Genomic DNA, 13,334 nt, shown 5'->3' on the forward strand with positions numbered 1-13,334 from the left:
ACCTCGCACGTTCACTGCTCGCCTGCCCGCACATGATCCAGCGCCAAACGCGCCTCGGCACCCGCAGGCCCCAGCACCCGTACGTTACTCAGCACCCGTACGTTACTCAGCACCCGTACGTTACTCAGCACCCGTACGCCACTCAGCGTCCGTACGGGACTCAGCCTCCGTATGCGGCTCAGTGTCCGTTCGCGGTTCAGCGTCCGTACGTGATGAGGTCGCCGGGCTGGCAGTCGAGTTCGCGGCAGATGGCGCTGAGGGTGGTGAAGCGGATCGCCTTGGCGCGGTCGTTCTTCAGGATCGAGAGGTTGACGACGGTCACCCCGACCCGTTCGGCCAGCTCGGCGAGGGTCATGCCGCGCTCGGTCAGGAGGCGGTCCAGGTGCACCTTGATCTGGTGCGATTCGTCTGCCGGCATCAGACCAGGCCTTCGGTGTCGGCGCGCAGCCGGGTGCCATGCCGAAACGCTCCGGCCGTGGCGGCGATGAGAAGCGCCACCAGCCACCAGATGGCCGAGACCTCATAGGTGTTCTCGATCGCCGATTCCACTGGCCTGCCGCTGACGAGGACTTCGGTGGTGACGGTGTCCAGTAGCGGTACGAGGGTGGCGATCAGCAGTACGGCGAGGGCGATGCCGTTCAGGCGCCGCGCGTTCTGCGGTACGAACGCGTCGCCTTGCTGGAACGTGCGAGCCATCCGCAGAAGAAGGCCGAGGATCGTCAGGGCCAGCACCGTGGCGGTGAGCCCGGGAAGGACGAGCAGGACGCGTTGCCCGAGGTCGGGAGCGGCGAAGACCAACTCGGCGGTGTCGTTGCCGCGCAGCGTCACGGCACCCGAGGTCGTGGTTCCGGGGATGTCGGCGACGCCGTCGAGGTGGACGTCGCGCGTGTCGACCGGGGACAGCGGCCCGGTCACTCCGAGGATCGGGAACGCCGCTCCGATGAGGCCGACCAGTAGCAAGGCCAGCCCGAGAGTCACTTCGAGAACGCGGTCGTCGATCCAGGCCCAGCGGGACTTGATGCTCATGCTCGCTCCCGGCTCAGGAGATATCGTTTTTCGATAGTAACGATAAACGATATGTCCTTGTCAAGGAAGCAGGGCGTTCAGAGGAAGGCGGCGCGGTCCGCTTCGGGGAGCCACTCGCGGGACGGGTCCAGCGGACGGTGGTTGCTCTGGATGTGGGCGACGAGCCGGCGCAGGGCCGGGTGCCGGTTGTGCTTGTGCCAGAGCAGTGAGAACGGGAACAGCGGCACGGGTTCGACGATGGGGATCTGGACGACGTCGGGATTCCAGGGGACGCGCACCCTCTCGCCGACGAAGGTGACGAGGTCGTCGGACGCGGCGATCCGTTCGACGCTGTGGTCCAGGCCGAAGTTGGGGCCGGACGGGTCGATGCCGACACCGAACGTGGAGCTGAAGATCCGGTAGAAGTCGGCCCACTCGCTCTCGCGCTCGTTGTTGTTCATCCACGCCGTCAGCCCCGCCAGGTCGGACATCGGGACCGACCGGCGGGTGGCGAGAGGATGGCGGCGGCCGACGAGGATGTGCATCGAGTCCAGGTAGGCGGGCGTGCACTCGATGTCCTCGGCGAGGCCCTCCTCGGATCCCGGCAGCCCCACGGCTCGGCAGAACACGGCGTCGACCGTACCGCTGGACAGTTCGGCGACCCGGTCGGTGAGGCCCGCCGAGGTGACGATGTCGATGGTCACGTCCGGGGACGCCTCATGGAACTCCCTGACCAGGTCCATCGGCGCGATGCGCGAGGCGAGCACGTCCACGCGGAGCCTGCGGTGCCGGGTGCGCAGCAGTTCCACCGCCTGGTCGGCGAGGCCGATCAGGGCCCGGGCGTGGGTGAGGAACGACGCGCCGTCCTCGGTCAGTTCGGCACCGCCGTGCGAGCGGCGGAACAGGGTCGTGCCGAGGTCGGACTCCAGTTTGGCGATCCGCTTGGAGATCGCCTGCTGGCTCACGCCGAGCCGTACCGCGGCCTCGCCGAAGTACCGGTCGTCGGCCACGGCGACGAACGCGCGGACCGCGCCGAGGTCCAGGTCCATCAGCTGCTCCTACACCTGTTGGTTGTGCCGTTGTGGGGTGTCGATTGTTGGACGTGCAGGCGTTCCTTCAGATCGAATACCGAAATCCGGAGACGGCACGGCACCTGCCGGAATTCGCAGACGGCACCTGCCGCAACCCGGGAGGCGACCCTGCCGGAATCCGGCGGCGACGGCGCGAAACCGAGGACACCCGTGCTGCCGGAACCCGGGGGGCGACCCTGCCGGGATCCGGCGGCGACGGCGCGAATCGGGAGACGACCCTACAACCGCGAGGAGTGGTGAGTGGATTCCTTCGCGCACCTGCATGTGCACACCGAGTACTCGATGCTGGACGGCGCCGCGAAGGTCGGCCCGCTGATGGACGAGGTGGCGCGGCAGGGGATGCCGGCCGTGGCGATGAGCGACCACGGCAACGTGCACGGGGCGTACGAGTTCCACCACGCGGCGGGCAGGGCGGGCGTCAAGCCGATCATCGGGATCGAGGCGTACCTCGCCCCGGCGTCGCGGCGCCATCGTGAGCCGGTGTTCTGGAGCGACAACCGCGCGCTGCGCAAGTCGAACGACGAGACGGGCCTGGGCGGTGACGTCTCCGGGCGCGGCCTCTACACCCATGTGACGATGTGGGCCGCCGACGCGCAAGGCCTGCGGAACCTGTTCCGGCTCCAGTCGCGCGCCTGGTTGGAGGGCCGGGCCGGCAAGTACCCGCGGATGGACGACGAGCTGCTGGCCGAGCACGGTACGGGCATCATCGCCACCACCGGATGCCCGTCCGGGGAGGTGCAGACGAGGCTCCGGCTCGGCCAGTACGCGGAGGCCGTCAAAGCGGCCGCCAGGTATCGGGACATCTTCGGCGAGGGCAACTACTTCCTGGAGCTGATGGACCACGGCCTGGCGATCGAACGCCGCGTACGCGAGGACCTGCTGCGGATCGGCAAGGAGCTCGGCCTGCCGCCGTTGGCCACCAACGACTCGCACTACGTGACCGAGTCCCAGGCAGGCGCGCATGACGCGTTGCTGTGCATCGGTACGGGCAAGCAGCTCGCGGACACGGAACGGTTCCGGTTCGGGGGCAGCGGCTACTACATCAAGACACCGCAGGAGATGCGGGCGATGTGGGACGCGGAGGTCCCGGACGCCTGCGACAACACGCTGCTGCTAGCCGAACGTGTCGGTGACTACGGCGAGGTGTTCGCGCATCGGGATCTGATGCCGAGGTTCCCCGTACCGGACGGCGAGACCGAGTCGTCCTGGCTGCGCAAGGAGACGCTGGACGGCGCGCGGCAGCGCTACAAGGGCGACCCGCCGCAGGCCACCCTCGACCGGATCGACTACGAGCTCTCGGTCATCGAGGACATGGGCTTTCCCGGCTACTTCCTCGTGGTCGCAGACATCTGCCGGTACGCACGCGCCAGCGGCATCGGCCTGGGCCCGGGACGCGGATCGGCCACCGGCTCGATGGTCGCGTACTGCACGGGGATCACCGAGCTGGACCCGATCGAGCACAAGTTGATCTTCGAGCGGTTCCTCAATCCCGAACGGATCACCATGCCGGACGTCGATCTGGACTTCGACGACCGGCGCCGGGAGGAGATGATCGACTACGTCACCCGCCGGTACGGGGCCGACCGGGTCTGCCAGATCGTCACGTTCGGAACGATCAAGGCCAAGGCGGCGGTCAAGGACTCCTGCCGGGTGCTGGGGCTGCCGTACGCGCTCGGCGACCGGATCACCAAGGCGTTCCCGGCGGCGGACGGCGGCAAGGAGATCCCGCTCGCCGCCGTCCACGAGACCGGCCATCCCCGGTACGGCGAGGCCGCGGAGCTGCGCCGGATGTACGAGGAGGAGCCCGAGGTCAAGCGGATCCTCGACACCGCCGCCGGCGTCGAGGGCCTCACCCGAGGGACGGGCGTGCACGCGGCCGGGGTGATCCTGTCCTCCGAACCGCTGCTCGACGTCCTCCCGCTGGCCCGGCCGAAGGCGGACGGCCCGGTGGTCACCGGTTTCCCGTTCACGCAGGCCGAGGAGATGGGCCTGCTGAAGATGGACTTCCTCGGCCTGCGCAACCTCACGGTCATCCACGACACGATCGCGGGCGTCAAGGCCAACAAGGGCGTCGACATCGACATCTCCGAAATACCGCTGGACGATCCCACGACCTATGAACTGCTGGCCCGCGCCGACACGCTCGGCGTCTTCCAGCTGGACGGCAGCGGAATGCGTGTGCTGCTGAAAATGATGCGGCCGACCGGCTTCACCGACATCGCCGCCGTGAACGCCCTGTACCGGCCCGGTCCGATGGAGATGAACGCGCACACCAATTACGCGCTCCGCAAGACCGGCAAGCAGAAGGTCGAGCCCATCCATCCCGAGCTGGCGGACGCCCTCGAACCGATCCTGGGCGACACGTACCACCTGGTCGTCTTCCAGGAGCAGGTCATGGCCATCGCGCAGCAGCTCGCCGGGTACTCGCTCGGCGGCGCCGACATGCTGCGCCGGGCGATGGGCAAGAAGAAGAAAGAGGTCCTGGACGCCGAATGGGGCAAGTTCTCGGCCGGAATGAGGGAACGCGGTTTCTCCGGCGAGGCCGTCAAAGCGGTCTGGGACGTCCTCGTACCGTTCAGCGGCTACGGCTTCAATAAATCGCACACCGCCGGGTACGGCCTCGTCTCGTACTGGACCGCCTACCTGAAGGCCAACCATCCCGCCGAATTTCTCGCCGCGCTTCTCACTTCCGTGGGGGACGACAAGGACAAGATGGCCGTCTACCTCTCCGATTGCCGCCGCCTCGGCATCAAGGTCCTGCCGCCGTGCCTCAACCAGAGCGCGCTCGACTTCGCCGCGGTGGGCGACGACATCCGATTCGGGCTGGGCGCGATCCGCAACGTCGGCGCCGGTGTGGTCGAGGCCATCGTCGCGACCCGTACCGGCAAAGGCCCCTACACCGGCTTCAACGACTTCCTCGCCAAGGTCCCCGCCGCCGTCTGCAACAAGCGCGTCATCGAGTCGCTGGCCAAGGCGGGCGCGTTCGACGGCCTGCGGCACGACCGCAAGGCCCTCGTCGCCGTCCACGAGCAGGCCGTCGACCTGGTCATCGACATCAAGCGCCACCAGGCCCACGGCCAGGACTCCCTATTCGGAGCGTCCACCGGAGCATCTGCCGGCCCGTCCACCGGCGCGTCCACGGACGGCACGAGCAGTGACGGCTTCGCGATCACCGTTCCCGAGGGCGAATGGGACAAGGCCACGCTGCTCGCCTACGAACGGGAGATGCTCGGCCTGTACGTGTCCGGCCATCCCCTCGACGGTACGGAACGGGTCCTGGAGGCCAACCGCGACCTCACCATCGCCGAACTCCTCGCGTCCGGGCGCAAGGACGGGCCGGTACGGGTGAGCGGCATCGTCTCCGGCCTCCAGCGCAAGGTCACCAAGCAGGGCCACCCGTGGGCGATCGTGAACCTCGAAGACCACGACGCCGCCGTGGAATGCCTGGTCTTCCCCAAGAGCTACCTGCTCTACGGCCAGGCACTGGCCGAGGACCAGGTGCTGTCCGTACGAGGCCGGGTCAACGTCCGGGACGAGACGACGAGCGTCTACGCCGAGGACGTCGCCGTCCTGGACGTCACTGTTCTGGACACCACTGGGGCGGCCGGCGGCGAGCCCGTGGTGATCACGGTGGCGGAGAGCAGGGTGACCGCACGGCTCGTCCAGGAACTGAAGCACATCCTGGCCGCCCACCCCGGCCCGTCCCCGGTGCACCTTCACCTGCGACGGCAAGGCCCCGGGGTGAAGGACGTCCTGTACGACCTGAGCTGGTTCCAGGTCCGGCCCGAACCCGCCTTCTACGGCGACATCAAGTCCCTGCTGGGCCCGAATTCGGTCAGCAGAACCTGACCCGCCGGGCCGCTCGGCCGAGCGAAGCGGCAGTAACTTGTGCAGGGGGCGACCGGCCGGCGGACGGGAGATCTCTGTGAACAAGCTTTCCCCGGCACTCACGCTCACCGGGCACGGCCTGGTCCTGCGCGAGTGGACGGACGACGACCTGACCACCCTGGTGGAGCTGTTCGACGACCCGGACATCGCCTCCCGCACGCCGCTGGCCTCGCCCTTCGACCTCGTGGCCGCGCGCGACTACCTGGACCGGGCCCGGCAGGCCCGCGCGGAGCTGCAGCGCGTCCAGTTGGCCATCACCACCGACGGGCACAAGGCCAAGGGCGAGGTGCAGCTCAACCTGGCCCGGAGCACCCTCAGCTATGGCGTCGGTTCCGCGTACCGAGGGCAAGGCCTGGCGTCGCGGGCCCTCCGGTTGATGATCGAGCACGCGCACAAGCCGCTCGGCTTCTCCCGGCTGATGCTGGAGATCGAGGCCGACAACCACCCCAGCATCGCGGTGGCCAGAGCGACCGGCTTCACCCTCACCGACGCCGCTCCCGACGTGGTGCAGGGCGAGCGCCGCAGCTACACCCTCTACACCTGGGCACTAAACCTCCCCTGATCCCCGGCCCCTTATCCCTGTGCCCCCGTGCTTTGGCCCGTGCCTTCGACCTCGCGTCGCACGATGCTCGCCAGGCCCAGCGTGATCCCGCCGACGAGGAGCGTGCCGATGCCGACCAGGCCGGCGCCGATCACCCAGAGGCCGTCGCCATCGTCCGACCAGTCCACGGCGGCGGCGACGGTCATGCCCACCGTCGCCCCGACCACGGCGGCCGCGGCCTGTCGGCGCCAGACGGCGATGCCGCCCATGACCGCGAGCACGAGGATGAGGCCGATCACCTGCCACGGCTCGTACGGGCCGGTCGAGTGGCCGTCGGGATGCACATCGCGCTGCTGGTCCCAGCCCAGCCACGCGAACCAGTTCAGCAGGGTCAGAGCGAGGCTCAGCAGCGCCGCCAGGACGTATTTCGTCATGCCCCGAGCCTCTCGCGGCGGCGCGCCAGCGCGGCAGAGCTCAGCTACTCAAGATCGCCTGAGTACGGTTGCTCAAAGGCTGCGGTGAAGGCCTCGCCGGACAGTGAACGGCGGATCCCGGCGGTGATGCGGTCGACATCGCCGCGTTCGGCGGCCGGCAGGGGCGCGCCGGCCGAGGCGCGGAGCGCGGCCGCGGCGCCGAGCAGGCGGGCGGCCTGGACGGCGTCGCTCTCCACTCCGGCGAGGCCCTCGTACGCGAGCGCGATGGCCCGGGGGTCGCCGATCCGGCGCGCGGCGGCGAGACCGTCCCGGTGCAGCGTACGGGCGGTTTCGCGGTCGCCGCGCTGCTCGGCGGCGAAGCCCAGTTCGGCGAGGACGAGCGGTAGCCCGGGCTCGCCGTCGACCTGCCGGATCCAGCCGAGCCACTTGCGCAGATGGGACTCGGCGGCCTCGGGACGGCCCTGGCGGCGGGCGGACAGGGCCAGGCCGACCTCGGCGAAATGCTCGGTGACCTTGTTGCCCTGCTCGATCGCCAGCCGCATCGCGCACCGGTGGTGCTCGTCGGCGGCCGCGAAATCCCCGTTCAGCAGCGAGATCCGGCCCATGCCGGAGAGACGGAGGGAGGCTTCGGTCCGCAGGCCGAGCTCCTCCGCCAGGCGCAGGCCGTCGCTGTGCAAGGCCATCGCGCGGGGGTAGTCGCCCGCGATCTCGGCGAGTTCGGCCAGGCTGTTGGTGGCCTTGAGGAGACCCCAGCGGTCGCCCAGCTCGCGGAACAAGGCTTCGCTCTCCGTCGCGTCACGGCGGACTGCGGCCAGGTCGCTGCGTGCGCGGCTGATGGTCGCCCGTACGGCGAGTGCGGCGGCGATCCCCCAGCGTTCGTCCTTGGCACGGAACTCGGCCAAGGCCTCTTCTATGAGATGTGCCGTGACGGACAGATCGCCGAAGCCGCGGTAGGCGAAGCCCAGTGTCCATTGGGCTCGGGCCGTCATTCCTGGGACGTTCCCCTGCGCGACGAGCGTGACCTCTTCGCGCGCCTGCGGGTCGGTGCCGTCGCAACCGAGCAGGGCGAATCCGGCCCGCCAGGCCCGTACGGCGGCCGTCTGACCAAGACCGAGTGCAAGGTCGAACGATCGGCGCCCCTCGGACAGGCGCCCGCGCAGGAACCAGTACCAGGCGAGCGCGTTCACCAGGCGCAGGGCAAGGTCGGATTCCTGGAGTTGCACGGCCGTTTCCAGGGCGGCGCGATGGTTCGCCGCATCCTGGTCCAGGCGTTCCAGCCACGCGCGCTGATCGTGCCCGTAGAGGTGGGGCTCGGCACGTTCGGCTAGGGCGACGTGCAGCTGTACGTAGCGCCGCCGGATCTCCTCGGCCTCGCCCGCCTCCTCAAGCCGTTCCATGCAGTAGGCCCGCACGGACTCCAGGAGGCGGTAGCGCGGACCGTCGGTCATGACGACGAGTGAACGGTCCACGAGGCGAGCCAACGCATCGAACACGTCCAAGCCAGGCTCGGCACCAACATGCTGGCCACGTTCAGCACACACGCCCAAGCCAGGCTCGGCACCAACATGTTGGCCAGGTTCAGCACACACGTCCAAGCCAGATTCAGCGCACGCGTCCAAGCCAGGTCCTGCGGAAACCTCTTCAGCGGCTTCCAGCGTGCAGCCGCCCGCGTGCACCGCCAGGCGGCGCAGGACGATCCGTTCGCGCTCGGACAGCGGCTCCCAGCTCCAGTCGATCACCGCGCGGAGCGTGCGCTGGCGGGCCGGGGCGTCGCGGGCACCGGAGGTCAGCAGGCGGAACCGGTCGTCGAGGCGCCGGGCCAGCTCGTGGACGCCGAGAGCCCGCACGCGGGTCGCGGCCAGCTCCAGCGCGAGGGGGATGCCGTCGAGGCTGCGGCAGATGGCCATGACGGCGTCGACGTTGTCCGGTCCCACCGTGAATCCCGGTGCGGCGGAGGCGGCGCGTGCCGCGAACAGCCGGACGGCACTGGAACGTTCCGCCGCGTCCAAATCCAGTGGCGGTACGGTCCACAGCGCCTCACCGGCAATGCCGATGGGCTCCTGGCTGGTCGCCAGGACGCGCAGGCCAGGCGCGGTGCGCAGGAGCATCCCACACAGCTCCGCCACCTGTTCCACGACGTGCTCGCAGTTGTCGAGCAGCAGAAGCAGCCGACGGTCGCGGAGGGCGGACGCGAGCCGTTCGGCGGGCTCGGCACGGGAACCGGCCAGGGACGCGTCGTCCCGTACGCCGACGGCCGTGGACACGACGTCCACCAGGGCATCGGTCGCCGAGGCGCGGTCGAGACCGGCCAGCTCCACCAGCCACACCTCGCCATTGGCGTCGCGAGCGGCTTCCAGCGCGAGCCGCGTCTTGCCCACTCCGCCCGGGCCGGTCAACGTCACCAGGCGGGCGGTCTCCAGCAGTGACCGCACCTCGGCCACAGCTTCCGACCGGCCGATCAGATCGGTCACGCCGGCCGGAAGGTTGGAACGCACCGTGTCCTGGCGAAGGATGGCCTCATGGACGGCGACGAGTTCGGGGCCGGGGTCCAGACCGAGGTCCTCGGCAAGGCGTTCTCTTAGGTCGGCGTAGGAGGCGAGAGCCTCGGTCTGCCTTCCGGCCCGGTAGAGGGCCTGCAGCTGTACGGCCCGTAGCCGTTCGCGCAAGGGGTGCCGCTCCACCAGGTCGCTGAGCTCACCGGCCAGTTCGCCATGCTCGCCCAGCGCGAGCCGTACCTCCGCGTGCTCTTCCCGTACGACGAGGCGCTCTTCCTCCAGCCGAGCCACCGCGACGCGGACGAATTCCTCATCCGCGAAGTCCTCGTACGCCGATCCACCCCGCCACAACGACAGCGCCTCGGCGAAAAGCCCGGCCTTGGCTCGCGCGTCTCTCGTGGCGCGCGCGCTTGCCACCAGGCTGTGCCAGCGCTCCGCGTCCACAGCCTGTGGATCGACAGCCTGTGGGTCCACAGCCTGTGGGTCCACACGGAGCAGGTAGCCCGGCGGTTGGGACACCACGAGGGCGCGGGCACCACGCTCCGCCTGTTCCAGTACGCGGCGTAGCTGCGAGACCCGTGTCTGGAGGGTGCCGACCGGATTCTGCGGCAGGCGCTCGCCGCCCCACAGGTCCTCGATCAACCGGTCGGCCGGTACGGGACGCCCCTCGTGGACGAGCAGATCGGCCAGCAAGGCCCGAACCTTCAGTTCGGGCACCTTCACCAGGGTGCCCTCGTCCGTCCACACGGCCAGTGGACCGAGCACCCCGAATCGCATGGGCGCAGGCTAGCCGACCTACAGCGGACCTAAAGGAAGCCCAAAGCCGCCAACAGCACTGTTGGGCCATGACTACAGCGAAGACCCGCGAAATCCAGCTCGTGTCCCGTCCCGTCGGGGAGCCCCGCCCGGAGGACTTCTCCCTCGTCGAGACCGAAACCCCCGCACTCGCCCCAGGGCAGATCCTGGTCCGCAACACCTGGATGTCGGTCGACCCGTACATGCGGGGCCGGATGGACGAAGGCACCTCCCTCATCCTGCCCGCCTTCGAGCTCGGCGCCCCGCTGAACGGCGCGGCGGTCGGCGACGTCATCGAGTCCCGGGCGGACGGCGTCCCGATCGGCGCGACCGTCGTGCACTTCCTGGGCTGGCGGGAGCACGCCGTCCTGGATGCCGCCGAAGCCACCGTCATCGACACCTCCCTTGCGCCCGCCCCCACCTACCTCGGCCCGCTCGGCACGACCGGTCTCACCGCGTACGCCGCCCTGACCGACATCACCCCCGTCCGGGAAGGGGACGTGGTGTTCGTGTCCGCCGCCGCCGGGGCTGTCGGCAGTGTCGCCGGGCAGCTCGCCCGCAAGCTGGGCGCGGCCAAGGTGATCGGCTCGGCCGGCGGAACGGACAAGGCACGGCACCTGGTGGACGCCTTCGGGTACGACATCGGCCTCGACTACCGCGCCGAGCCCCTTGCCGAGCAGCTCGCCAAGGCCGCTCCCGACGGGATCGACCTGTATGTGGACAACGTGGGAGGCGACCACCTGGAAGCGGCGCTGGAGGCCCTGCGCCCGGGCGGCCGCGCGGTGCTCATCGGAGCCATCAGCGGCTACAACGCCACCGACCCCATCCCGGGCCCCGCCAACCTGTTCAGGATCGTCGAGAGGCGGCTCACGCTGCGCGGCATCCAGGTGAGCGAGTACCTCGGCCTGTTCCCCGAGTTCATCGGGCGCGCCGCCGGATGGCTCGCGGACGGGAGCCTGCGCGCGGAGGAGACCGTGGTCGACGGCATCGAGCAGGCGCCCGCCGCGCTGATCGGCGTCCTGCGCGGCGCCAACACCGGCAAGATGCTCGTCCGGCTGGACTGACCGGCTGGACTGACCGGCTGGACTTCCGACCGGTCTCTGGCCGCGTCCAAGATCAACTAGGTTGGTGCGCCAAGCCCCGCTTGTCCTGGCGGCTCCGGCTGTCCTGGCGGATCCGCTCGTCATGGCAGGTAGGAAGGGAAACGCAGGGCAACGTACGGATTCCGAACCAACCGAACGATGGACGCGGCCACCGCCGGTCCGCTAGAGGTACGTGTTATGACCGCTTTGCTACTCGGGCCCCTCCTCCGGCACGTGAGCGACCGCACCGCCACCATCTGGGTGGAGACCGATCGCCCGTGCGAGGTGCGCGTCACGGGCGACGGGCACGGGGTGGACGCCACGGCCAGGACGTTCACCGCCCACGGCCACCACTACGCGCTCGTCGAGATCGGCGGGCTGGAGCCGGGCGCCCGGATCCCGTACGCGGTCGACCTCGACGGCGAGCGGGTGTGGCCGGAGCCCGGCTCCCGCTTCCCCGCCCCGCTGCTCAGGACGATGGACGCCGCGGGCGCGGTGCGGATCTCGTTCGGCTCCTGCCGACGCTCGCCCGACCGGGCCTCGCTGCACGGGCTGGACACGCTGACCGCGTTCGCGAACCGGCTCGCGAGCGCCGATGACGGTGCCGAAACCGAGTGGCCGGACGTGCTGCTCATGGTCGGCGACCAGATCTACGCCGACGAGCTGGGCGAGGAGATGCAGGCGTACCTCGCCGAGCGCCGCGAATCGAACGTGGAACCCGTCGGTGAGGTCGCCGACTACGAGGAGTACACCCACCTCTACAAGCTGGCCTGGAACGAGGACCCGGCGGTGCGGTGGCTGCTGTCCACGGTGCCGACGTTCACCATCTTCGACGACCACGACATCCGCGACGACTGGAACACCTCGTACGCGTGGCGGCAGGAGATGTGGGCGCAGCCCTGGTGGCGCGCCCGGATCACCGGCGGCATCGGCTCGTACTGGATCTACCAGCACCTGGGGAACCTCTCGCCGGAGGAGCGCGCGACCGACCCGATCTACGAGGCGGTACTCGCCGCCTCGGCCGACGGCGGCGACGCCGGGAAGATCCTGGACGAGTTCGCCGAGCGGGCCGACAAGGAACCGGCCACGACCCGGTGGAGCTACGCGCACGACTGGGGCGGCACGCGGCTGATCGTCGTCGACAGCCGGTGCTCGCGGCTGCTGACCGCCGACCGGCGCGGGATGCTGGACGACGAGGAGTTCCGCTGGCTGGACGAGCAGTGCCAGGGCGGCATGGAGCATCTGCTGATCGCCAGTTCGCTGCCGTACCTGCTGCCGCGCGCCATCCACCACGCCGAGACCTGGAACGAGGCGATGGCCGGGGGCGCCTGGGGCAAGCAGGGCGGCAAACTGGCCGAGAAACTGCGCCAAGGCGCCGATCTTGAACACTGGGCGGCGTTCGACCAATCGTTCCGCGCCGTGGCCGAGGACGTCCTCGCGGTGGCGCGCGGGGAACGCGGTAAGGCTCCCAAGAGCATTTCGTTCCTGTCCGGCGACATTCACTACTCGTATCTGGCGCGGGTGAAGGCGCCCGATACGCAGACGCCGATCTCCCAGGTGGTGTGCTCGCCGCTGCGCAACCCACTGATCGGCAAGTTCAAGCTGGCCAACCGGATCGCGTGCTCACGGGGCGTGCCCGGACCGTTCCGGCTGCTGGCCCGGCTGGCCAAGGTGCCGCCGGCGCCGCTGAAGTGGCGGATCACCGAGGGGCCGTGGTTCGACAACGCCATCGCGACGGTCACGCTGTCAGGCCCGCAGTGCCGCGTCCGGTGGGAATCCCCGCGTTCCGACACGTCCCTGGAAGAGATCGGCAGCGCCCGTGTTTGCGGGTGAGTGCGGGTGAGGCGCGGACGTGAAACGGAATGATTTAAGCCGGAGTGTGCCGGACCGACCCCGGAGCGTTATTGCACGTGCAGGGCTGAACCCCGCAGCCGATTGTTCCCGTAAAAATTCACGACGACCCATTATGGACGGGCCGGAACGGCTGGTAGCGTCCGCGCTGA

General features: G+C 69.6%; 9 protein-coding genes. 4 read left to right on the forward strand and 5 right to left on the reverse strand.

Translation table 11 applies throughout. From position 1 onward, the window contains the following. Window positions 1-196 precede the first annotated feature (196 nt). The 3 genes from ACH34Q_RS29050 to ACH34Q_RS29060 form a co-directional block, all read right to left on the reverse strand. Entirely contained in the window at window positions 197-418 is a 222-nt protein-coding gene (locus ACH34Q_RS29050) for a helix-turn-helix domain-containing protein (protein ID WP_395986260.1), read from the reverse strand. Continuing rightward, window positions 418-1,026, reverse strand: coding sequence for a DUF2975 domain-containing protein (locus tag ACH34Q_RS29055; protein WP_395986261.1), 609 nt, complete (start codon window positions 1,024-1,026; stop codon window positions 418-420). The genes ACH34Q_RS29050 and ACH34Q_RS29055 overlap by 1 nt, the downstream gene beginning before the upstream one ends. A gap of 77 nt (window positions 1,027-1,103) precedes the next feature. Next, window positions 1,104-2,054, reverse strand: coding sequence for a LysR family transcriptional regulator (locus ACH34Q_RS29060; RefSeq protein WP_395986262.1), 951 nt, complete (start codon window positions 2,052-2,054; stop codon window positions 1,104-1,106). Window positions 2,055-2,336: 282 nt separating this feature from the next. Between ACH34Q_RS29060 and dnaE the strand changes: the two genes are divergently transcribed. Both dnaE and ACH34Q_RS29070 read left to right on the forward strand, forming a co-directional pair. Then, the gene (gene dnaE / locus ACH34Q_RS29065) at window positions 2,337-5,945 is read left to right on the forward strand and encodes a DNA polymerase III subunit alpha (protein WP_395986263.1); all 3,609 of its coding nucleotides are present in this window, start codon (window positions 2,337-2,339) and stop codon (window positions 5,943-5,945) included. Window positions 5,946-6,021: 76 nt separating this feature from the next. Continuing rightward, window positions 6,022-6,546 carry a GNAT family N-acetyltransferase gene (locus tag ACH34Q_RS29070; RefSeq protein ID WP_395986264.1) on the forward strand — a complete coding sequence of 175 codons (525 nt, stop codon included), beginning with the start codon at window positions 6,022-6,024 and terminating at the stop codon, window positions 6,544-6,546. Between the two features lie 11 nt (window positions 6,547-6,557). Here ACH34Q_RS29070 and ACH34Q_RS29075 read toward each other — a convergent pair whose 3' ends face one another. Together ACH34Q_RS29075 and ACH34Q_RS29080 are read right to left on the reverse strand one after the other, a co-directional pair. Further along, window positions 6,558-6,959 carry a hypothetical protein gene (locus ACH34Q_RS29075; RefSeq protein ID WP_395986265.1) on the reverse strand — a complete coding sequence of 134 codons (402 nt, stop codon included), beginning with the start codon at window positions 6,957-6,959 and terminating at the stop codon, window positions 6,558-6,560. Between the two features lie 44 nt (window positions 6,960-7,003). Next, window positions 7,004-10,231 (reverse strand): BTAD domain-containing putative transcriptional regulator, encoded by a 3,228-nt coding sequence (locus ACH34Q_RS29080; RefSeq protein ID WP_395986266.1) that lies wholly within the window; start codon window positions 10,229-10,231, stop codon window positions 7,004-7,006. Window positions 10,232-10,299: 68 nt separating this feature from the next. Between ACH34Q_RS29080 and ACH34Q_RS29085 the strand changes: the two genes are divergently transcribed. Together ACH34Q_RS29085 and ACH34Q_RS29090 are read left to right on the forward strand one after the other, a co-directional pair. Further along, the gene (locus ACH34Q_RS29085; RefSeq protein ID WP_395986267.1) at window positions 10,300-11,313 is read left to right on the forward strand and encodes an NADP-dependent oxidoreductase; all 1,014 of its coding nucleotides are present in this window, start codon (window positions 10,300-10,302) and stop codon (window positions 11,311-11,313) included. A gap of 252 nt (window positions 11,314-11,565) precedes the next feature. Beyond that, window positions 11,566-13,164 carry an alkaline phosphatase D family protein gene (locus ACH34Q_RS29090; protein WP_395986268.1) on the forward strand — a complete coding sequence of 533 codons (1,599 nt, stop codon included), beginning with the start codon at window positions 11,566-11,568 and terminating at the stop codon, window positions 13,162-13,164. Window positions 13,165-13,334 lie beyond the last annotated feature (170 nt).

Source organism: Actinomadura sp. 9N407, assembly GCF_044326315.1.
Classification (GTDB): domain Bacteria; phylum Actinomycetota; class Actinomycetes; order Streptosporangiales; family Streptosporangiaceae; genus Spirillospora.